The 21,802-nt window shown below is 69.0% G+C and carries 18 protein-coding genes; 11 read left to right on the plus strand and 7 right to left on the minus strand.

All coding sequences use genetic code 11. The features are described 5' to 3' along the window. Nucleotides 1-185 precede the first annotated feature (185 nt). On the plus strand, nt 186-1,805 hold the full coding sequence (locus ABD714_RS05395; protein ID WP_344811232.1) for a DEAD/DEAH box helicase: 1,620 nt from the start codon (nt 186-188) through the stop codon (nt 1,803-1,805). A gap of 549 nt (nt 1,806-2,354) precedes the next feature. Here the strand turns inward: ABD714_RS05395 and ABD714_RS05400 are convergent. Further along, nucleotides 2,355-3,152: an aminoglycoside adenylyltransferase domain-containing protein gene (locus tag ABD714_RS05400; protein ID WP_344811233.1), complete on the minus strand. Its 798-nt coding sequence runs from the start codon at nt 3,150-3,152 to the stop codon at nt 2,355-2,357. Between the two features lie 387 nt (nt 3,153-3,539). On the opposite strand from ABD714_RS05400, the gene ABD714_RS05405 reads away from it, so the two are divergent. Genes ABD714_RS05405 through nudC form a run of 3 tightly spaced genes read left to right on the plus strand, consistent with a single transcriptional unit; the run spans nt 3,540 to nt 11,068 of the window. Next, a complete protein-coding gene (locus ABD714_RS05405) occupies nt 3,540-6,824 on the plus strand; it encodes an ATP-dependent helicase (RefSeq protein ID WP_344811234.1) in 3,285 nt (1,094 codons plus the stop codon). After that, a complete protein-coding gene (locus ABD714_RS05410; RefSeq protein ID WP_344811235.1) occupies nt 6,821-10,192 on the plus strand; it encodes an ATP-dependent helicase in 3,372 nt (1,123 codons plus the stop codon). Before ABD714_RS05405 ends, ABD714_RS05410 begins: the two co-directional genes overlap by 4 nt. 9 nt (nt 10,193-10,201) lie before the next feature. Further along, nucleotides 10,202-11,068: an NAD(+) diphosphatase gene (gene nudC, locus ABD714_RS05415; RefSeq protein ID WP_344811236.1), complete on the plus strand. Its 867-nt coding sequence runs from the start codon at nt 10,202-10,204 to the stop codon at nt 11,066-11,068. A 111-nt stretch (nt 11,069-11,179) separates the two neighbouring features. Here nudC and ABD714_RS05420 read toward each other — a convergent pair whose 3' ends face one another. Beyond that, on the minus strand, nt 11,180-11,620 hold the full coding sequence (locus ABD714_RS05420) for a hypothetical protein (protein WP_344811237.1): 441 nt from the start codon (nt 11,618-11,620) through the stop codon (nt 11,180-11,182). 186 nt (nt 11,621-11,806) lie between these two features. After that, nucleotides 11,807-12,331 carry a DUF402 domain-containing protein gene (locus ABD714_RS05425; RefSeq protein WP_344811238.1) on the minus strand — a complete coding sequence of 175 codons (525 nt, stop codon included), beginning with the start codon at nt 12,329-12,331 and terminating at the stop codon, nt 11,807-11,809. Nucleotides 12,332-12,447: 116 nt separating this feature from the next. Here ABD714_RS05425 and ABD714_RS05430 point away from each other — a divergent pair, with 116 nt between their 5' ends. The 5 genes from ABD714_RS05430 to ABD714_RS05450 all read left to right on the plus strand — a co-directional run bounded on the left by ABD714_RS05430 (nt 12,448) and on the right by ABD714_RS05450 (nt 17,128). Beyond that, complete coding sequence (locus ABD714_RS05430; RefSeq protein WP_344811289.1) at nt 12,448-13,131, plus strand: DUF402 domain-containing protein; 684 nt, start codon at nt 12,448-12,450, stop codon at nt 13,129-13,131. 220 nt (nt 13,132-13,351) lie between these two features. Continuing rightward, complete coding sequence (locus ABD714_RS05435; RefSeq protein WP_344811239.1) at nt 13,352-13,726, plus strand: hypothetical protein; 375 nt, start codon at nt 13,352-13,354, stop codon at nt 13,724-13,726. 923 nt (nt 13,727-14,649) lie between these two features. Next, entirely contained in the window at nt 14,650-15,522 is an 873-nt protein-coding gene (locus ABD714_RS05440) for a GNAT family N-acetyltransferase (RefSeq protein ID WP_344811240.1), read from the plus strand. A gap of 172 nt (nt 15,523-15,694) precedes the next feature. After that, nucleotides 15,695-16,432 (plus strand): methyltransferase domain-containing protein, encoded by a 738-nt coding sequence (locus ABD714_RS05445; protein ID WP_344811241.1) that lies wholly within the window; start codon nt 15,695-15,697, stop codon nt 16,430-16,432. Between the two features lie 108 nt (nt 16,433-16,540). Continuing rightward, nucleotides 16,541-17,128, plus strand: a complete 588-nt coding sequence (locus tag ABD714_RS05450) for an alpha/beta fold hydrolase (protein WP_344811242.1) — start codon at nt 16,541-16,543, stop codon at nt 17,126-17,128. Nucleotides 17,129-17,155: 27 nt separating this feature from the next. Here the strand turns inward: ABD714_RS05450 and ABD714_RS05455 are convergent, their stop codons facing one another. After that, entirely contained in the window at nt 17,156-17,455 is a 300-nt protein-coding gene (locus ABD714_RS05455; RefSeq protein ID WP_344811243.1) for a hypothetical protein, read from the minus strand. 42 nt (nt 17,456-17,497) lie between these two features. Continuing rightward, complete coding sequence (locus ABD714_RS05460; RefSeq protein ID WP_344811244.1) at nt 17,498-17,986, minus strand: GNAT family N-acetyltransferase; 489 nt, start codon at nt 17,984-17,986, stop codon at nt 17,498-17,500. A gap of 233 nt (nt 17,987-18,219) precedes the next feature. Between ABD714_RS05460 and ABD714_RS05465 the strand changes: the two genes are divergently transcribed. Continuing rightward, nucleotides 18,220-18,744 carry an NUDIX domain-containing protein gene (locus ABD714_RS05465; RefSeq protein ID WP_344811290.1) on the plus strand — a complete coding sequence of 175 codons (525 nt, stop codon included), beginning with the start codon at nt 18,220-18,222 and terminating at the stop codon, nt 18,742-18,744. Between the two features lie 111 nt (nt 18,745-18,855). Here ABD714_RS05465 and ABD714_RS05470 read toward each other — a convergent pair whose 3' ends face one another. Both ABD714_RS05470 and ABD714_RS05475 read right to left on the minus strand, forming a co-directional pair. Next, complete coding sequence (locus tag ABD714_RS05470) at nt 18,856-19,227, minus strand: hypothetical protein (protein WP_344811245.1); 372 nt, start codon at nt 19,225-19,227, stop codon at nt 18,856-18,858. Nucleotides 19,228-19,309: 82 nt separating this feature from the next. Continuing rightward, nucleotides 19,310-19,624: a hypothetical protein gene (locus ABD714_RS05475; RefSeq protein WP_344811246.1), complete on the minus strand. Its 315-nt coding sequence runs from the start codon at nt 19,622-19,624 to the stop codon at nt 19,310-19,312. Between the two features lie 1,321 nt (nt 19,625-20,945). Here ABD714_RS05475 and ABD714_RS05480 point away from each other — a divergent pair. After that, nucleotides 20,946-21,248 carry a hypothetical protein gene (locus ABD714_RS05480; RefSeq protein ID WP_344811247.1) on the plus strand — a complete coding sequence of 101 codons (303 nt, stop codon included), beginning with the start codon at nt 20,946-20,948 and terminating at the stop codon, nt 21,246-21,248. Nucleotides 21,249-21,802: the final 554 nt, after the last annotated feature.

The following is a 21,802-nucleotide window of genomic DNA, read 5'->3' on the forward strand; positions in this document are numbered from 1 at the left end:
CGCGATCGCCAAACCGAGGACCTCGCCCGCCGTGTCTCCCGAGGAGGGCTCGCGTCCATGGGTAGCGTCCGGGGGTGGCCAGCCGTCGACGATCCAGCGCCCGTCGAGGCAGTTCCGCCCCGCGCCGGAGCGGGACGCGACAGGCTCGACCGCTTCCGACCGTGGGACCGGGGGAGCGCTTGTGGGTGCTCGACGTGCCGTACGGGACGCAGGTCGACGGCGCCTCGTGGCACCCGGCCGTGAAGACCCATCTGTACGTCGGACGGGACCTCCCCGCGTACCTCGCGCCGTACGCGCCGGGGCCGTACACGCTCGGCCGCTTCATCGAGAACACCCTCAACCCCGACGACCCGACGCCCGCGCCCGAACCGACGGACGCGCTGGAGCCGCGGCGGCTCCAGTACGAGGCGGCCGATGCGATCGCGGCCCGCGCCGAGGCGGGCGGGAGGCAGTTCCTGCTCGCCGACGAGCCGGGGGTGGGCAAGACGATCTCCGCGGTCCTCGGGGCGACGGCGGTGGGCGACCTGCGTGGTGCGCGCCGGGTGCTGGTCGTCGCCGACCGTCCCGCCGCGATCACAATCGGTCACTGGTGCCGCACGATCACGGCGCTGGGGGACGGCGGCCTGGAGTGGGTCGTCATCACGTGGGACCGACTGGAGAAGGTCAGGGACCACACCTGGGACGTGATCATCGCGGACGAGGCCCACGCCCTGAGGCGTACGACCACGAAGCGGTGGAAGCTCTGGGCGCGGATCTCGGGCCACGGGAAGCCCCACGACGCGGCGCCTTTCGTCATCGCGACCACTGCGACGCCCGGCCACACCCCGCTCGAGCTGCCCTACCTCGCACCCGCCTACGCGCAGGTCCTGGGCGAGTCGATCAAGGAGTGGACCTCGGCGACGCAGCCGGCGGACGCCTTCGCCACCGCGCTCGAGCGCCGCGGAGTCGGGGTCGAGCGGGGACGGTACGGCGCGACGTGGACCACCGATCCCGCGCAGCGTGCGGCGGACCTCAAGCTCGTCCGGGGCTGGCTCGACGAGGAGCGGCCCACTGCGATGCTGCACCGGGCCGCGCCGTGGGGGCCGGTGCCGATCTCGGGCATGCCCGTGGCGCTCACGCCGGCCGAGCGGACGGCGTACGAGGCGGAGTGGGGCGAGTTCTGCCGCGAGATGGACATCGCCCGGCGCGGCCGCAACGTCGCGAAGGGGCGTGCCGCGCTGCTGCGCTTCCGTCAGAAGGCCGGGCTCATCCGCGTCGACTCGACGGTCGCGTGGATCGCCCAGCAGGTCGAGGCCGAGAGGCAGGTGGCGTGCTCGGTCGAGTTCGTCGGCACCGCTGCCGACCCGATCGCCGACCGGTTGCGCGACTCGGGCATCGAGGTCGCCAGGATCTACGGCCGCGACCGGTTCGACCCGGAGGCCGAGCGGCTCCGGTTCCAAACCGGGGAGGCGAAGGTCTGCGTCTTCACCACGGTGGCCTCGATCAGCCTGCATGCCGGCGAGACTCTCGCCGACGGTCGTCAGGCGAGCACGGAACCGCGCGTCGGCGTCTTCCACCAGGCCCGCTTCTCGGGCATCGCCGGACGGCAGGTCACCGGCCGCACCCACCGCGACCACCAGGTCTCGCCGTGGCACATCGCCTACGCCGAGGGCACCGTCGAAGAGCAGGTCGGCAAGGTGATGGTGGAGCGGATCGCTGCCGCCTCCGACACTGTCGGCGGCGACACCAGCGGCCTTGCCGACCTCGCCGAGCTCCTCGGGGCCGACTGGCTGCCGGTGACGTCCCTGACAGAGGACGGCGCCTGACCTGTCCTAGACCTGGCGGCGGGTCTTCGGGTTGTAGGTGACCTCGACCGGCACGACCTGTCGGTCGGGAGGATCTCGATCCACTGGCGGCAGATCTCGCACTCCCTGGAAGGGATGCTCACTCGAGCCCCACGGGGATGGTCGCGTCTCGGACTCCCGGCGGCCAGGTGGTGGCAGTGCAGTTCCTCCGCGATTCGATTTCGCGGAGAACGGCAACAGCGTCGACATCCCCGATGTCGAGCGACCTGACTGATGATCGCGGATGAGCACTTGCGAGCAAGAGCCACCGCTTGTTCCATCAACGCTCGGTCACTCCACACCTCGGCTTCTGCGGTCACCGTTGTGAAGGTAGCGGAACGTTGGCGACCGGAGGTCGAACCTCACCGTAAGCGGACCCTCCTGGGGCAACCGATCCGGCAGACTTGCAGAGTGATTGATGCCTGGCGGGTGCAGCACTTCTCCCAGAGCAATCCTGCAGGCCCAGAGCAGGCTGACGTTCCGGCGCTGCCGCGGAGGGTGGCCGACGTGGACCGGCCACTGCGACTGAGACTATCGGCCCATGCCGGAGTCGGGCACGATCTCCTGGTGCCGTAGCGACCATTCGCTGACGTCGTCGACGAATTGGCGCACCTCGTCGGTCCGCCCGTCGTCTTGGTCGGATCCGCCGTCGTACCACCAGGCTCGGGCCCAGTCGATGAGCGCAGACCATTCCGGGAACCTTGACTGGCCAACGCGTGCGGCTGCCAGCTTAGAAAGTTGACGTCCAGTCGCCACCGCCTCCGCCGCGCGGCAGAGCGTGAGCACGGTGTACGCCTGGTCCCCGGCACGGGGATGCTCTACCTCGGCCATCAAACGGGCCGACGTTCGAACATGTTCGAGGACCACCTGGTGAAGGAGTCGCCGCTCGATCGTGGGCAGCACGGTGGAGGGTGCGGCGCCTGCGAGGGGTCGGTCGGCCTGAAGGGCAGCGGCCCAGTTGAGCAGATAGCGTCGAGAGGCCCGGTCTTCGTGGAAGGGCTCACCGCCCCCGACGCTGATCAGCGGATGTGACTCGTTCGTCCCTTTCACCACAGCGGTGATCGCCTCGACCGACACGTACTCGACCTCGACGCGACCGTCCCATTCCGGGAAGTCGTCGGCGAGCCGTACGTGCGTCTCGTGTAGTGCCTCCTGGGTCGCTGCCGTCGGATCGGTAGCCAGCACTACGAGGACGTCGAGGTCGCTGCGGTCCGGGCTGAAGTCACCTAGCGCCCACGACCCATGGGGAGTGAGACTCAAGAGCTCGTCTTGGAGAACCTTCGCAAGGTCTGCGGCCAAGCGTGCAAGCACCTCGTCTGGCTTCGCCATCCCGCGACTGTAGACCTCTGGCGTGGGCAGCGTTCAGCTACGGCTAGCAACCACCTCTGCGCCGCTCCGAGACTCACCTGATGCCGCCCGTGAGCCGTCCGGCCGGTGCATCAGCAATCCGGTCCAGCTGCCTCCGATGGATCCGCGGCACGAGGTTTCCTCGCTCGATGAAGGTCGTCGCAAGGGGGCCTCTTGTGTGACATCTGGACGTGGTCGCGGGGGACGACTTCCCGGTCACGCTCACGACTCGCTGACCGTACGGGCACCGGTCTGGATGCCGGCCCAGCGCGTCAGCGTGCTCCGACTCCCAGGACGACTGTCGGTGGCGCGTGGTGGAATCTCTGAGCAGCACCGATCCACCACCCCGCAGATGCAACCGAAGGCTTCATGTACACCCTCGTCCGACCCCGGCGGGAGCGCCTGCCCGCTCCCGAGCTCGACCCGTTCCAGCGGGCCGTCGTGGACCATCCCGGCGGTCCGCTGCTCGTGCTGGCCGGGCCGGGGACGGGCAAGACCACCACCCTGGTCGAGTCGGTGGTCGATCGGATCGAGCGACGCGGGGTGACCCCGGACCGGGTGCTGGTGCTCACGTTCTCCCGCAAGGCGGCGGCCGATCTGCGGTCCCGGATCGCCGCTCGGCAGGGACGGTCGGTGGTGACGCCGATGGTGCTCACCTTCCACGCCTTCTGCTACGCCCTGGTGCGCCGCTTCGCCGACAGCGACCCGCTGGCGCCGCCGCTGCGGCTGCTGACCGCCCCGGAGCAGGACTTCCGGATCCGGGAGACCCTGGCCGGTAGCCGGGAGACGCGACGGGTGTCCTGGCCCGACACCCTGGACCGGGCCTTCGGCACCCGCGCCTTCGCCACGGAGGTCCGCTCGGTGGTGGCCAAGGCCCGCCAGCTGGGGATGGACCCGGACGACATCATCGCCGCCGGGGTCGAGGCGGACCGGCCGGAGTGGGTCGCCGTGGGGGAGTTCTTCGAGGAGTATCTCGACGTGCTCGACGCCGAGCAGGTGATCGACTACGCCGAGCTGGTGCACCGCAGCCGGATCCTGCTGGCCGATCCCGAGATCGCACAGCGGCTGCGCAGCGAGATCGACGAGGTGTTCGTCGACGAGTACCAGGACACCGACCCGTCCCAGGTCCGGTTGCTGCAGGTGGTCGCCGGCGAGGGCCGCAACCTCGTGGTGGTCGGCGACCCGGACCAGTCGGTGTACGCCTTCCGCGGTGCCGAGGTGCGAGGGATCGGGGAGTTCACCGACCGGTTCCGGACGACCGACGGCGGCCCGGCGCCGGTGCTGGCCCTGGGGGAGACCCGCCGCTTCGGCCAGGCGCTGCTGGCGGCCAGCCGGCGGATCGCCGACCGGATCGCGCTGCCGGGGTCGGTGCCGGCCTCGGTCCGGACCACGTTCCGCTCGCCCCGGTCGGCGGCGGGCCTGCCGTACGGACGGGTGGAGGCGTTCACCTACGACTCGGCCGGCGCCGAGGCCGACCAGGTCGCCGAGCTGCTGCGCGCCGCCCATCTGCGCGACGGGGTGCCCTGGGACGCGATGGCCGTCCTGGTCCGGTCCGGTCGCGCCATGATCCCCGCGCTGAGCCGGGCCCTGAGTGCGGCCGGCGTGCCCGTCGAGGTCGCGGGCGACGAGATCCCGCTGTCCATCGACCCGGCCGTCAGTCCGCTGCTGCTGGGTCTGCAGGTGGCGGCCCGCGCCCGCGGTCTCGACCCCGACGACGCCCAGGTGCTGCTGACCTCGCCCCTGGGTGGGCTGGACGCGATGGCCGTACGCCGGCTCGGTCGAGCCCTGCGCCGGGCCGAGCGGACAGAGCTGGCCGGGACCGCCCTGCCCCGACCATCGGGGCAGCTGATCGCCGACGCGCTGCGTCACCCCGAGCTGATCGGCGAGCTCCAGGCCGAGGAGGACCGACCCGAGCTGCGGGGGGCGGCGGCCCTGGCCGGGTTGCTCCGGCGGTGCGAGCGGACCGTCGCCGAGGGCGGCACGGCCGAGGAGGCGCTCTGGGTGCTGTGGTCGGGCACCCGCTGGCCCGAGCGACTGCGCGAGCAGGCGGCGGTGGGCGGCGAGTCGGGCCGTCGGGCCAACCGCGACCTGGACGCGATCTGCGCCCTGTTCGACATCGCCCACCGCTCCGAGGAGGTCTCCGGGCTGCGCGGGGTGGCCGGCTTCCTGGCCGAGGTCGAGGGTCAGCAGATCCCCGCCGACACCCTGGGCGAGGCGGATCTGCGCGGTTCCGCCGTGCGGTTGCTGACCGCCCACCGCGCCAAGGGGCTGGAGTGGGACCTGGTGGTCGTGGCCGGGGTGCAGGAAGGGGTCTGGCCGGACATCCGGCGACGGGGTTCCCTGCTCGAGCCGGATCGGCTCGGGCCCCACGGGCTGACCGAGATCGAGCCGACGGCGTCGCGGATCGCGGAGGAGCGGCGGCTGTTCTACGTGGCGTGCACCCGGGCCCGGCGCCGGCTCGTGGTGACCGCCGTCGCCGGCACGGAGGGGGAGGGTGACCAGCCGTCCCGGTTCCTCACCGAGCTCGGGGCGCGGGTGGTGCCGGTCACCGGCCGCCCGCGCCGGCCGCTGACGTTGAGCGCGCTGGTCGCCGAGCTGCGCCGGACCTGCGCCGACCCCGAGTCGCCGCCCGCCCTGCGGGAGGAGGCGGCCGGGCGCCTGGCCCGCCTGGCCGACACCACCGACGAGCACGGCCACCAGCTGGTCCCGACCGCGGACCCGGCCCGCTGGTGGGGGATGCGGGACCTCACCGACGCGACCGTGGCCGTCACCGCCACCGACGAGCCGGTCGCCCTCTCGGGCAGCCAGCTCGCGGGTCTGCTGAGCTGTCCGCGGCAGTGGTTCCTCTCCCGCAAGGGCCAGGCCGACCCGGCCCGGAACACCGCGGCGACCTTCGGGTCGGTCATCCACGTGCTGGCCGACCACGGGGCCCGGTCCGACGTGCCGCCGGCCGAGCTGGCCGCGCACCTGGAGCAGGTCTGGGACCAGCTGAGCTTCGACGCCAACTGGCTGTCCTCGGTCGAGCGGGCCGAGGCCGAGGCCGCGCTCGACCGGTTCGCCACCTGGCAGGCGGCCCGTGCGGAGATGCAGCTGCTCGGCACCGAGGTCCGGTTCCGGGTCCTGGTCGACCTGGGCTCGGACCGCGTGCTGCTCACCGGCAGTGCCGACCGGGTGGAGCGGGACCCGCAGGGCCGGATCCGGATCGTCGACTTCAAGACCTCGCGGTCGGCCCCGCAGGCGGCTGACGTGGCCGTGCAGGACCAGATGGGCGTCTACCAGCTGGCCGTGCTGGCCGGGGCCTTCGACGACCTGGCCGGTCCCGGCGCCCGCCCGGCGGGGGCCGAGCTGGTCTACCTGCGGCTGGGCGACGCGCCGACGGGTCGCGGCGGTGGCGGGTTGATGCCGAAGTCCTTCCACCAGGCCTCGCTGGACGACGTGCCGTACCCGACCGACGACCCCGACGACGGTCCCGACCGCAGCGACCTGCCGGGCGACCTCGAGCTGCAGCCCACCTGGGTGCACCGCCGGCTGGCGGTGGCGGCTCACCTGGTCCGGCGGGAGCGCTTCGTCGCCCGGATCGGACCGGGATGCCGCTACTGCCCGTTCGCTGTCAGCTGCCCGGCGCAGTCCGTGGGTCGGCAGGTGGTCCGATGAAGGTGATCGAGCTGCCCGTCAAGGACCGTTCCGGGGCCGTCTTCAGCGCCCCCGAGGAGCTCTGCGACGCCCTCGCGATCCCGTTCTCCGAGCAGCAGCTCGCGGCGATCACCGCGCCGCTGGAGCCGGGGGTGATCATCGCCGGGGCCGGCTCGGGCAAGACCACGGTGATGGCGGCTCGGGTGGTCTGGCTGGTCGGCACCGGCGAGGTGCGGCCGGAGGAGGTCCTGGGTCTCACCTTCACCCGCAAGGCGGCGGCGGAGCTGTCGCAGCGGGTCCGCTCGGCCCTGGAACGGGCCGGTGTGGTGGCCGCCGAGGGGGTCGACGCGGGTGGCGAGCAGCTGATCATGACGTACGACGCGTTCGCGGCCCGGCTGGTGGCCGAGCACGGTCTGCGGCTCGGCTACGAGACCGACCCGACCATGATCACCGGGGCGACCCGCTACCGGTTGGCCTCCCGGGTGGTCCGGGACGCCGCCGGCCCGTTCGAGCACATCTCGCGGCTGCGGCCGGCCTCGGTGACGGAGCGGGTGCTGCGACTGGACGCCGACCTGCAGCAGCACCTGGTGGCGGTCCCCGAGCTCGATCCGCACGCGCACGCCCACCTGCTCGAGCTCGCCTCGGCGCCGCTGAACCGCAACGGCAACGTCTACGCCGATCTCAAGAAGGCCGCGGCCGCCGCCCACGAGCGGCTGGAGCTGGCCAGCCTGGTGGTCGAGTACCAGCGGCTCAAGCAGCGGCTGGGCGTGGTCGAGTTCGCCGACCAGATGGCCATCGCCGCGCGGTTGGCCCAGGAGGTGCCGGCCGTCTGCGAGCTGGTCCGGTCGGCGTACCGGGTGGTGCTGCTGGACGAGTACCAGGACACCTCCGCCGCCCAGGCGAAGATGCTCCGGGGGCTGTTCTCGGGCGGCACCCCGAGTGAGGGGATGGGTCATCCGGTGACCGCGGTCGGCGACCCGTTCCAGGCCATCTACGGGTGGCGCGGGGCCGCGGCCAGCAACATCACCTCCTTCGCCGACCAGTTCCGTACGGCGAAGGGCCGGCCGGCCGCGCGGTTCGCCCTGACGGTCAACCGCCGCAGCGGCCACACCATCCTGGACGTGGCCAACGTGCTCAGCCGCCCGCTGCGCGACGACGCGCTGTCGGTGGTGGCCGGCGGACCGGGCGGGGTGGGCGCCCCGGAGGGGATGGGCTTCCTGGTCGCCCCGACCGAGACCCCGGCCGGCACGGTCCGGGCGGCGACCTTCCCGAGCTGGCCGGAGGAGGTCCGCTGGATCGGCGACCAGGTGGTGGCCGCCCGCACCGACGGCAGCGCCCCGCACTGGGCCGACATCGCCGTGCTGACCCGCCGCAACGCCGACATCGGCCCGCTCTACGCCGAGCTCACCGCCCGCGACGTGCCGGTGGAGATCGTCGGGCTCGGGGGTCTGCTGTCGCTGCCCGAGGTGATGGACGTGACCGCCACCCTGCGGGTGCTGGAGGACGTCACCGCCAACCCCGACCTGGTCCGGCTGCTCACCGGACCGCGGTGGCGGATCGGGGCCCGGGACCTCGCGCTGCTGGGTCGGCGCGCCCGCGAGCTGGCCCAGGTCGACGGCCGCCTGGTCACCGAGGGCGATCCCGACGACGTGCTGCGCGACCTGGAGGGGGCGGTCGCCGACGTCGACCCGACCGAGATGGTCAGCCTGCTCGACGCGGTGGAGAGCCCGGGCGACCTGCCGTACGCGCCGGCGGCCCGGGAGCGCTTCGCCCAGCTGGCCGACGAGCTGGCGTCGCTGCGTCGCCACACCGGCGAGCCCGTGCTCGACCTCTGCCGCCGGGTCGTCACCACCCTGGGGCTGGAGGTCGAGCTGATGGCCACCCCGGAGCTGGACCGGACCAACCGACGTGACCAGCTGGGGGCGTTCCTCGACGCGGTGGCCGGCTACGTCGACGTGGACGGCGACGCCTCCCTGGCCGGGCTGCTGGCCTACCTGCAGGCCGAGCTGGACACCGGCTCGGGACTGGAGCAGGCCGTGCCCTCGGATCGGGAGGCGGTGAAGCTGCTGACCGTGCACAAGGCCAAGGGGCTGGAGTGGGAGGTCGTGTTCCTACCGGCGCTGATGAAGGGTGTGTTCCCCAGTGACCGGGTGACCGACAACTGGCTGACCAACCCCGGGGTGCTGCCCGCCGACCTGCGCGGTGACGCCGACTCCATCCCGCAGCTGCGGGACACCAGCAACGCGGCTTTGCAGTCGTACAAGGAGGCGTTGAAGGACCAGCAGCTCCGCGCCGAGGACAGGTTGGCCTACGTGGCGGCGACCCGGGCGCGGCGGCTGCTGATCGGCACCGGCCACACCTGGCGGGTGGACCAGGTCCGACCGCGGATCCGTTCGACCTACCTGGAGGCGATGCTCGCCGAGGCGGAACGGCAGGGCGAGGTGCGGGCCGAGGCACCCCCGCCGGAGGCCAGCAACCCGCTGGTCACGGCCAGCGCCCCGGTCCCCTGGCCGGCGCCGTACGACCCGGAGGCGTGGCGGCACCGCCAGGACGCGGCGGCCGCCGTGGCCGCGGCGCGTCGCCGGCGCGAGGAGACGGGTTGCTACGAACCCGCGCCCGGTCCCGGCGGCGAGCTGCTGCTGGACGGGTTGGAGACCACGGCGCGCTGGGATGCCGACCTGGAGCGGTTGCTGGCCGAGCTGACGGCGGCCCGGGCCGAGCGCACGGCAGTGACCCTGCCGGACGCGCTGTCGGCGACGTCGCTGCTGCGGCTGCAGCGGGACCCCCAGGGTTTGGCGGCCGAGCTCGCCCGGCCGATGCCCCGTCCGCCGTCGCGGGCGGCGCGGTTCGGAACCCGCTTCCACCAGTGGGTGGAGCGCTATTTCGGGCCTGCCCTGCAGACCGGTCAGCTCGGACAGCAGCAGCTGCTGGATCCCGACGACCTGCCCGACCGGGCGGACCCGGAGACCACCGACGAGACGGGGCTGCGCGAGCTGTGCGCCACCTTCCTAGCCGGCGCGTACGGCAGTCGGGTCCCGTACGCGGTCGAGGCACCGTTCACCCTGCTGGTGGCGGGAACCCTGGTCCGCGGCCGGATCGACGCCGTCTACGACCTGCGCGCCGAGGCCGGTGCGGAGCCGGGGCCGTACGACTTCCAGGTGGTCGACTGGAAGACCGGACGGGCCGAGACGACTGACCCGCTGCAGCTGGCGATCTACCGCCAGGCGTGGGCCGAGGTGTGCGGCGTCCCGCCGGATCGCGTGGACGCGGTGTTCTACCTGGTGGCCGCCGACAGCGTCGTGCGCCCCGAGCAGCTCCCCGGCCGGGCGGAGATCGCCGAGCTGATCGCCGGTCCCGATGCGGACGAGACGTCCGCCGGTCTGGTCTAGGGTAGGTAGGTGCTCAACTGGGCCATGGCCAGCGACCTCGACCGGGTCGACCACCACCGCCGCTCGCCGGACTGGGTGTCGAACCTGTGGCGAGCTGATGACGCGAAGCTGTTGAAGCTGGACGACCAGTCCCGCTTCACCACCAACGTGGGCGGCAGCAAGCTGCGGATGACCAAGCCGTTCGTGGAGTACGACAGCCAGCGGCACCGGCTGCTCGGGATGCTGAACGGCACCCCGATCTTCGCGGTGGAGGCACTGACCGAGGGCGAGGTGCACGACTTCCGCGAGGTGGCGTTCCAGCTCAGCGACAACGAGCGGGACATCGCCGCGACCGCGGCAGCGGTGACGAACTGGCACCGGGCCGAGAAGTTCTGCGGCCGCTGCGGCGGCGGCACCGTGGTCATCAACGGCGGCTACGCCCGGCACTGCGACGCCTGCGACGAGGACCACTTCCCGCGCACCGACCCGGCGGTGATCGTCGGGGTGCTGGACGAGCAGGACCGGCTCCTGCTCGGCGGCCAGGCGACCTGGGGCAACCGGATCTCGGTGCTGGCCGGGTTCGTCGAGGTCGGCGAGTCGCTGGAGCAGACCATCCACCGGGAGATCGGCGAAGAGGCCGACATCATGGTGGGGGAGACCCGCTACTTCGGCAGCCAGCCCTGGCCGTTCCCTCGCTCGCTGATGGTCGGCTACTTCGCCCGTGCCGCCTCGACGGCCATCTGCGTCGACGCCGACGAGCTGGAGCACGCGGCCTGGATGTCGCGGGACGAAGTCCGGGCCGCGGTCGCCGACGGAAGAGTCGGCCTGCCCGGCGGCAGCTCGATCGCCTCGCGGATGATCGGGGCCTGGTTGGACGAGGAACCCGACCTGATCTGAGGCTCTCCGGGTCTCGTTCGCCGACGGATCGTACGGCGCTGCGTTGTGTAGCGCAGTGTCGTGGCGGTGGCTTCCAGGAGGCGAGGCCAATCCCCACGCACAGCAGTCAGCTTAGGCGGGTGGTTCGGCTGATTCCGTGCCTGCGGCGCCGGTTGGCTGCGTCACTGCACGCTTGGTCGTGGCTCGGCGGATCGTCGCCACCAGTCTGCCGGCGAAAGGCTGTGATGTGATCGACTCCTCAAGTCGATCGAGCACACCGGTGTCTACGCGCGCGGCCAACGTCAGCAGCCCCCAGAAGTACTCCGTCGTCGGTGGTGGACTCGTCGGGAACTCAGCGAAGGGCACGAGACCCAGCGCGTCGGCGAGTGCGGGGTCCTCGACCAGGGCGAGCGCCGCCGCCTCCGTCTCAGGTGCGTCTGGACCTTTCGCCATTCCCTTCACCAGATTGGGAAGATTCACATAGACCACGATCTTGGTCAGCAGTACCTTCGCCTCGTCGGGACCGATATGCGCAGCGAGCGCGGTCCAGACCTGGTCGTCGTCTGTGTCCATTCGGGGGTTCCTTCCGGAGTGCGGCAGCAAACGTACTAGGGCACACCTGATCAGTCCTCATGATGCTGTCCGGTTCCCCTCTCGAGCTGCCCGCGTCCTGGCCTGATCCGCCGTCTCACCAACGACCGGCTTACGCATATCGGCTGGTCGGTGGTGGGCGTCTCCCACTCGACGCCTAGCCACCCGCTACTGCAACTGCTGAAGCCTGGGCTTCGCGGCGGTACCGAAGGGCTCGACCCGCTGCTCGACAAGAGCCAGTAGACGATCGGCCGTGCTGACGGCGGCGTCCAAGTTGTGCGGGGGAACGAGCTGAGCGGCGGAGAGCGCCGCGAACTCGTCCTGGTCGACGATGCCGGCCTCTCCCTGTGCGTTGCGATACAAGTCGAGTTCGAGATCGATGAAGGCGAAGGTGTCGGACTGTTGGTAGGGCGGGACACAGATGTCGATGGTCAGGTCGGTAGCGGGGGTGAACCAGAAGGCTGCGATCCAGTACTGCCGGGGCGGGATCAACCAGACGCCATCGTGCGTTTGGAGCTCTACTTGGCCATCGGGCTGCAGGACTGGGTTTCCCTGTCGAGAGCCGAGCCAGATGCCGTGGTCATCCACTCCGAGCTGGACTACCGGCCAGCTGAAGCAGGGTGCGCATTCACCACTCGCAAGCGACCACTTCCATTTGACGATGGTCCCGGTGTTGTGGTCCCTCCCGCTCACCGGAGCAGTCTGACAGCAGAAAGCGAAGGCCAAGGCGATGCACTCGCCGACCGCTCTGCGAGAACCCCGGCGGGAACGTGTTGTGTGTCGGTCTCTCGGCGGGAAGTCTGTTGATCGTGCTGCCTTTGTTTGCCGTCGGTGCCACAATCGTGGTCGAAGAGCGCTGGCACGACCTTCCCTGGAGCGCGGAGCCGCATCGAGTCGTGACCAGCAGTGCTGACGAGCTGGTGACGTGGATGCCGGCGGGCGCGGTCGCGGTGAGGGCGAGCAACCGTGGGTTGCCAGGTACCGAGCATCTGAGCCGGGAGCAGCGCAAGCTCGCTGCCTTGGCTGATCGCCGTGTTCAACCGATCGAGACCCGTGAGACTCCCAACAAGCTGTACTGGTGGCGGTCGGGGCGGTGGAGCCGGGTCAATCTGGGCTGGCATCCCGACACGGGTGACTTCATGGGTTGGTATGTGAACTTCGAGCAGCCGGTCGCCGCCACCTCGACCGGCATCTGGGGCAAGGACTTGGTCCTCGACCTCCTCATCGCCCCGGACGGCACGGCGAGTCCGAAGGACGAGGCTGATTTCGATGAGGCCATCGACCGCGGAATTGTGCCAGGTGAGCTCCGTGGCACCTTCGCTGACGAGACCGACCGGGTGCTCGCCGAGCTCGCCGAGAAGTCTGGCCCGTTCGCCCCGGCGTCCGTGTCGTTCCGACCCGACCCCGACTGGTCCCACCCGTTGCTGCCCGCGAGTCATGCGATCACAGGGGTGTTCTGGCATCCGTTGAGCGCCGCTGACGTTGAGCACTGAGCGACCGGGCCTGCGTAGGCAACCGCCCAACAGGCAGCGGTGAGACTCGATCCCGAACGCGCATTCATCGACCCTATGTGGGCGCAGCTGGATCCCGGAGTTGACCACAGCGCTGAGTACCGCCAGTGGGGCCAGATTGGGCCGTCAGCCTGGGGCCAACCTGGCTTGACAGACTCACCCGCGAGAATGGTGCGATGGATTGCCCAAGTGGAGCTGTGTCGTGGTGGAGCCGGTTTCGTTGACTCACGAACCCGAGGCGGGCCGCCGGGAGGAGGGCCCAGCCGCGATCGAGGAAGCCGTCCAGCTGTACCGGCGGCTCGCGGCCACCAACCCGGACGCCTACGAACCCGACCTCGCCTCATCGTTGCGCAACTGGGCGATCGGTCTGGCCGAGGCGGGCCACCGGGAGGAGGGCCTTGCCGCGGTCGAGGAAGCCGTCCAGCTGTGCCGGCGGCTCGCGGTCACCAACCCGGACGCCTACGAACTCGACCTCGCCATGTCGTTGTACACCTTGTCGCTTCGGCTGGATGAGGTGGGCCGCCGGGACGAGGCCATTGCCGCCAGCGAAGAGGCGGACAAACTCATGCAGTCTTGATAGGGGTCGGTCTTGCGAGGAGGACGCCCGCCGCAAGAGATCCTTGTGCGACGATCTCGGCGATAGGGCGCCTGCTTGACTGTCTACATGCTGACGGAAATCAATCTCGTGGTCCGGGATCTGGTGCTCAGTGACGCCTTCTACACAGAGTTGATTGAACGACGGGTCCATCACATGCCTGGCAGCGATGAGCCACAAGCCTGGCTGACGGTCAGCGGACCAGCACCTTTGACGCTGCACAGTCGATCCTTCGCCAGCTGTGGGACACGTCGCGGCCGTAGCCCCTGCCCGGATCAATGACCTTGGATCTGACCTTCGAGGACCCGACTAGCGCTGCCCAGTTCACGCGCGCAGTCGCGGGTTCGGTCGACGTGCTTCTAACCGAGTCACGACCGATGCCTTGGGGACAGAACTACGGCATCGTCACCGATCCAGACGGCTACGGTGGGGCATAAGTCACCGTCCTTCTAGGCAAGTGCCCCGAGTGGCACCTTGCGCTTCGACGCACCGCAAGTCGATCGTCGTGTGCGTGAATCAGGTCGTCGGATCTAGCAGGTCTTTCTAGGATCGCGGCATCGACAGTTCAACGACCGCGGCCCAGTTGCTGGCGGGTCCCCGCCGGCCGAAGTCTGTGCCTGCAGGTCACCTTCGCAGACGAAGCCGACCGGGTGCTCGCCGAGCTCAACGAAAGGTCGGGGCCGTTCGTGTCGTTTCGATCCGCCAACGGCTGGTCCAAGACAGCACTGCCTGCCAGCCAGGCGATCGGCGGATCCTTCTGGCGGTCGCTGGCAGTTCCTTGACACGAGCGCTGAGCGACACTGTTGTGGGGAGTGGGGGCTGTCGCAACTGCGAAGAGAAGTCGCCTCGTCGCGAGGCAATGCCTTGTGCCGGCGCGACGGACCGGCGCAGAGAGGTGGAATGAGATGACCCTGACCGTGGAGACGCCGAGGCTCAACGACCTGGCGGAGGTGGTCGCGACGCTGGGTGAGTGGCAGCACACGCTGGGCCCCGTCCAGTTGCATCCAGGCGACCTCGGGTGGTTCTCGTTGCGCGGCGAGGCGGTGCTCGCTACGAGGTTGCGCGCATGGCGTAGGAATGGGGCGCTCATCGCCCTCGGACTCTTGGACGAGCCCGACCTGCTGCGGATGGCGGTCGCCCCCGAGATCGACGCAGACCGAGACATCGCTGCACAACTCGTCATTGACTTGGAATCGAGTGCTGCGGGAGTGTTGCCCCCAGGACCGGCCGCGGTGGAGGCTCGGTCGGGTGCGGCACTCGGTGAGCGATTGCGGCTCCACGGCTGGGAGCCAGACGACCCGTGGGTCCCGTTGCGGCGGGATCTGACCGAGGAGGTCCCAGATGCTGCCGCGGAACTTGGTCTGAGCGTCGATGTCGTCGATGACACCAATGCGGCGGAGTGGTTTGCTGTCCATGCCAGCGCCTTCGACGGGGGCGGGGGCGTCTATTGGGAACCACTTCGGCAAAGCATCCCGTTCCGGCAGGGACAGTGCCTCCTCGCGCGGGACACCACAGGGGCGGCGGTGGGGTGCATCGCCGTGTGGTCGGCCGGGCCGAACCGCCCGGGCCTGATCGAACCCTTGGGAGTACATCCAGACCATCGCCGCCGCGGCTACGGGCGAGCTCTCAACCTGGCGGCCGCCCGGACCCTTCGGTCCTGGCAAGCCTCTGAGGTGACAGTCTGCGCACCAACGTCGCAGGCCAGCACCGTCCAGGCGTACATCAAGTCAGGCTTCGTCGCCGAGGCAGAGGTCTGCGACTTCGTCCGACGAGCCTGACGCACGCCGTTGCTACCTGAGGAACTGCTCGGTAGCCGTCCGTCCAGCGAGGCGGGCGCACCGGCTGCCAGCTCGTCTCCACGAGCGGACCCCTCATTGCAGACCACAGAAGGTGGGCGGGTCGGGAAGTCGATTGCTTTTGCCCCAGCGTCCGGCGAGGCTGAGGATCATGATGTCCACGCTCGAGCCGCAGATCGGTGACGCCTTTGGCCAGATGTTGCGCGCTCAGCACGCTGATCTGCAGCGCCCGCAACACGAGCTCGTCGAGCGAGATGACGGCTTCTTGGGTATCACTGACGCCCGCACCTACTTCAGCAAGCCTGACCAACTTGGCCCGTTGGAGGCGCTGGCATGCAGTAAAGCCACCGGTAGGGTCCTCGATATTGGCTGCGGAGCCGGCCGCCACGCCCTCGCGATGGCGGCGCGGGGACTGGACGTCACGGGCTTGGAGCCGTCTGCCGGAGCTGCGCAAGTTGCGCGAGACCGTGGTGTCTCGGTTCTGGAGGGTCGTCTGGATCAGCTCGCCGAGGGCGAGTACGACACCACCGTGATGCTCGGCAACAACCTGTCATTGCTGGCCGGCCCCGGTATCGCTCCGGCTCTGCTGACCCGGCTTGCCGGCCGTGCAGCACCTGGGGCAGTTCTCCTCGGGCAGTCCATCGATCCCTACGCGACTGACGAAGCCGTCCACAAGGCGTACCACCGCCGCAACCGCGACCGCGGCCGTCCTGGTGGGCAGCTACGGATCAGGATCCGCTTCCGCGAGCTGGCCACCGGCTGGTTCGATTACTGGTTCCTGACGGTGGACGAACTCGCTCGCCTTGTCGAACCAACAGGGTGGACTCTCGCTGACGTGACGCGGGAAGGACCCGGTTTCCTCGCCACATTGCGCCTGGAGCTGCCGAAGTAAGGCTGCCCAGGAGGGACCTGCGAAGCGACGACCCTGTCTGGAGTCGCAGAGCGACCGGCGATTGAGACGGAACTTCGGGGAGGCCGGTCGAAGGTACGCGGTCGCGGGGTGATCTTCTGGGCGGGTGATGGCGGAGTGTGGTTCGCGCAGCCTGGCACAGCCCTGGGCACGGCGATCGTGCTGCCGGGCCGCATGTTCGGCGCGGGAACGCCGCTTCTGCATTGGACCTCGATGGCATTGACGCAGCACGGTTGGTCGGTGCTCACCGCGTCTTGGGACGAAGAAGCATTGGAAAGTGAACCCGCCGACCATGTGGTCACAGTCGCCGCTTCCGCGTTCGAGCGCGCTTCCTCTAGCCTCCCGGTGCTGGTCGTGGCGAAGTCTCTGGGCACCCTGGCTCTGCCGTGGGCTGTGGCCATGGGGCTGCCGGGCGTGTGGTTGACCCCGCTGTTGGGCGACGCGTCGGTGCAAGCGGCGATGAGGGAGGTTCAGCGGCCGACGATGCTGGTCGGCGGCACGGCCGATCCGTCGTGGGTTCCCCAAGAGATTGTCGGTGCGGGAGTCAGGATCGTCGAGCTCGCTGGCGCCGATCACGGACTGCAGCGACGGGACGATTGGCGGGGATCGGTGCTGAGTCAGGTCCCGGTATTTGACGCGATCGTCGAGTTCGCCGACGGAATTCTGGTGAATCGGTAGCGGACCGCCTACTGCGAATCGTGTCGGTCAGCCCTTCGCTTCTCGCGCCCATCTTGGCCAGGTGCTTGGCTCGGCGGTCGGGTCGATGCCACGCAGGCGGACCAACTGGACGCCGTCGGGCCTTCGAAGCACCACCCACAGACTGTGAAGTCGTCCGTTGGCGTGCGCTTTGACCCAGTCCAAGACCTCGTCGATGTCTGCCTCGGCGAGCTCCCACTCGCTGCAACTCCAAAGGCTGCCCGCTGAACTGGTCCAGAAGTAGACCCGGTACTCCGGGTCGTCGATCTCGCTGGTTTGGTCACGAGGATCGATCGGCGAAGCGCGCATGGCTCAGTCTGAACCAGGAAGTACGCGTCGCAGAGCGACCCTTCAGCGGGATGACTGCGTGAGTCGTCGGTTGTACTCAAGCAGCAACGGATGGGGCGGAAAAGTCGTTCGGCTGCTTCGTCCGGTGAGCTGCCAGCCGTGCTTTTCGTAGAAGCGCCGGGCCCTGAGGTTCTCTTCGAAGACGCGCAGCATGAGGGTGGGCCGTGTAGTGCGGCGAGCTGTCGCATCAAGCAGTACGTCGTGGAATCCGGAGGCCAAGCCTGTTCCCCAGGTGTCCAGTGCGGTGCCGAAGTGCAGGAGTTCATGGTCGCGGACGGCGGCGAACCCTCGGATGGTCCCTCCGTGCTCGGTGTAGAGGTAGACGTTGATCTTCGGGTCGACGATTTCGGCCAACCACCGAGAGCCGATGGCCTCACGAGGAAACGGGTATTGGTCCTGGGAGAAGATGTGGCCGAGACCCTCGACCGCGCCTGGCTCTTGGACGTCGAGGAGGGCTTCAACATCAGCGCTGGTTGCGGAGCGAAGGATCATGGTTGAACTCTTACCGGCCGCGCGGCGGGGGAAGCAAGGCGATCCGCTTCATCGCGCAGACGCCGCTGCCTGGGGAACGGCCCGCGTGGCGCAAGTCGAAAGCCCGCGCGTCTTACCGCTAGCCGACCGTTGCGCGAGGCACGGTGTAGGCGACCGCTTCCTGAGAGGATGTCGCTGGTGCTGGCCGGGTCGTGCCGGTGCCGACCAGTGGGAGGGGAGGGGACGCCGTGGCCATGGTCGGGGCAAGACTGGTCGTTTCTGGCCTGGTCAGATGTGGCGATCACCTGGTCATCGTCGAGAACTCCTCGCCGAACGGGCCTCAGTGGTCAGCGCCCGGCGGGAAACTAGAGCCCGGCGAGACTCCGCTCGCGGCGGCCGTCCGTGAAGTTCACGAGGAGTGCGGAATCGTCGTCGATCTGCCACACCGCTTGGTCCACACCACGTTCATGACCTTCGCTGCGGAGGAGGGTGTCGAGACGTGGATCGCGTTGGGCTACGAGTTTCGGTTGGACGAGATGGTTGATCTGCCGGACTGGGTTGACCTCGATGGTGTCGCCTGCAACGCCGAGTGGGTGACGGTCGGTGTCGCCGCAGACCGGGTCGGTGGTAGCGCGGTCCCACCAGTCGCGCGCTCTTTCGTCGACTATTGCTCAGCAGTGGGCAGCACGGTCACCCGCTACTACGAGTTCGATGTCGATCTGACACGGGATCCGCCGTCTGAGCACACCAGCTGGTTCGGGGATCTCGACGCGCGTTGATCGACCGGCCTACGCACAATCGTTGAAGCGGCGGTGGCGTCTCAGAGGTCACGCTCAATCGCCCTTATGTGGGAACGCACAGCCGTCGTCGTCTGTGAACTCTTACTCGGCTTAGATCGGTTTGAACACGATTCCGACAGTGTCAGGGCTTGCGCCGTCGGCGAGCGCGATCGCCTGGACCAGATCCTGGGTCCGCGAGGTGCCGCTGAGTCGGAGGCCGGGTACTTGGTCGCAGCTGATCGTGCCGTCGTCTTCGCGAGTGAGCTGGTAGAGGGTGATGTCGCCCAGGGGGTAGTTGAAACTAACCGCCATCCTCCTGGTGTCCGGGCGGCCCGCAGCCTTGGCGATGGCTTGGGCGATCTTGTCACCCATGTCGTCCAGCGTCGTGAGGTCGACGACCACCTCTGGCCGCTCGGTACAGCGCAACTGCCAGCCGTCGTGGTTAGGCGACGGCACCACGTCAACATGCCACGGGTCGGTCATCTCCTCATCTCATCACGACCGACAGATCTACGGCCGCGCTAACAGCCTGTGGGTCGATCGCCGGAAGCGGACCTCTGGGTGATCAGTCGGGAAGGTAGCCGGTCTCCTTGTCGACCTGGGACAGGAAACTGCGAATCTCCTCCGTCATCTCTGTCCGGTCAGGCCTCCACTCTGAGTTCGCTCCCACGGTGAAACCGTAAGACTCTGGATGAGAGGCCCAGTCGAAGTCATACGTGCCGGGTGAGCCGGGTCGGCGGGTGACGACGAAATGCTCTCCGTCGACCATCTGATTGACGGGATCGAGGCCGGCCGGAGGCGGCGGCGCCAGGCCGGGGGCCGCCTTCTCGTTCGGCTCGACCGGACGGCTGGGGTCGCCGTCGTGGTACGCGTTCCACATAGCTGCCAGGCTGGCGCAAGCAGCGATCCCTGTCGACGGCCCACGACGTTCGGGATGCGGACTCCAGAGGCAAAGCCGTCGGTCCGGGGCGCCTGCGTCGCCGCAAACGGACCGTGACACAAGCCTCTGGAGCAAGCTCCGCTGCGTTGGCACCATGGACCCGTGAGTCCAGTTCTGTACCGTCTCCGCCTGCGGCTCTTCGAGTTTCGCGCTCGGTGGGGTGCATCGCGGCTCGTTCAGGCTGCCCGGCGCAAGGGGAGGGCCCGTTCAGTCGGCCCGGGTCCTGAGTTCCGGGACCTGTCCTGACGCGCTGCGCCGACGCTCTAGTGCACGGAGCGACCCTCTACCGGCATGATGAGCGAATGAGACGCGGATGCGTGCTGATAGCGATCTGTCTCCTGGCGCTGTCCGGCTGCAGCTCAGCTGTGCTCACCCAACGAGCCGGCGACACGGTGATGATGACGTCAGCGAGCACCCCCCGGGCAGCGCAACTAGCCATTTTGGAAGGCACGCTCACCCGAACCCCGCAGGGATGTCTCGCGTCTCGAACTCCTGACGGCGGAGCGGTGGTAGTGCAGTTCCCCCACGGCTCGATCCTCGCGGCGAATGGCAGGAGCGTCGACATCCCCGATGTTGGGACGCTTCATCTCGGCGACTCGTTCTCGGGTGGTGGCGGGGACGGCGACCTGGTTGACCTCAGAGGGGTACCTGCTGAGTGCCAGGTGGGAACCTCGTTCATCTCCTGGCAGTCGGGTGGCGCCGTACGACCGTAGGCCAGCAGTCGCAAGCCGACCGGTCTGCGACCATCCGCCGATCAACGGGACGTGTCTCAGACGTCACGCTCAACCGCCGTCTACTGAGAACCACCGCGTTTCGGATGAACCGGGGGCGATGGCTGTGCGCACCGCACTTCAGGAGGGCGGTCTGATCTGGCTTCAGGCGCTTTCCCTTAGTGACGTGGAGGCGGACACTGAGGCAGGGACGGAGGGCCAGATGACAGCACTTCATGCGACCGATGTGGGCCGAGCGCGGCAGCCGGTGCGTCCGCTGATCATCGGGTTGGTGTGCGTTCTTGGAGTTGTCGGCGGGGTCTTCACGGTGCAGGCGATTCCGCGGGTGGAGTGGACGAGGCAATGCTCGGTAGCGGGTGGCCGGGTGGTGAGTCACGCCGGGGGCAACGAGCCGTACCTCGCACACGGTTCGGTCATCAGCTACACCTGTGAAGGACCGGACGGGCAGATCAGTTCCTGGCCGTAATCGGTCAACACAGGGCGACCCTCCTGCGTGAACGGATCAGGTGCGGTGGCGGCAGTCTTTACCTATGGATTCGTGGTGGTCCGACAGACAGGTCCAGGTCCTGCGCGTCGGCGACGTCATGCCCCTGCCCCTGATGGTCGAGACCAACTGGACCGCGGAAGGATGGGAGGTGAACATCATTCTGGTCACCGACGTCGAGAAATCGGGCTACGACTCGTCGCTACCGATATGGACCCACCTCGAGTCCTACACCGACCTCGGCGGGAGCACAGCTGAAGCGCGCCGCGTGACAGACGCCGCGATCCTTGCCTTCGGCGATCGGCTGCGGTCGGTACTCGCCGATCCCGCGCCGCCTACCGTCGAATAGCCACCCCTCCTGCGGGGTACGTGCAGTGGCCGACCAGCGCACGGGCAGCCGCTGGGTTGACGTCGGCGTCTCAGACGCGACGCTCAGCCACCGCCCTACGGAGATGCGCGCACGTCCAGGCGGTCTTGCGCAGGACGTCGGGTCGCTACCAACAGTCCGGCTGCGACGAGCACGGCTGACGCGGTGAAGTAGGGCCAGACAGTCCGCGGCTCACCAGTACAGGTCTCGAGCGTTGGGCATCCGGGTTCCGCAGTGGCGACGAGGATGGGGAGCAGGCCGAGACCTGCGACCCAACCGAAGAACTCCCGGCTCGGGTCAAGCTGCCAGACCAGGAAGCCGCCCACGAGTAGCACAGGCGCCAACAGCAGGATCCATAGGGAGTAGATGTTGGCCAGCGCGATCGACGCGACAGCTCCGAGACCGATCCAGGGAAGCGCTGCGGTCAGTCTTCCCATTCGAACCTCCGTCGCTGAGTTGGGGTCTGCCCATCAGGGTCTGCTGCACGAGTAGGTGACAGGTTCGGTCAGGCGGCTTGGGCCTGGTTGATGGTCATG

It is taken from the genome of Microlunatus aurantiacus (assembly GCF_039536605.1).
Lineage (GTDB): Bacteria > Actinomycetota > Actinomycetes > Propionibacteriales > Propionibacteriaceae > Microlunatus > Microlunatus aurantiacus.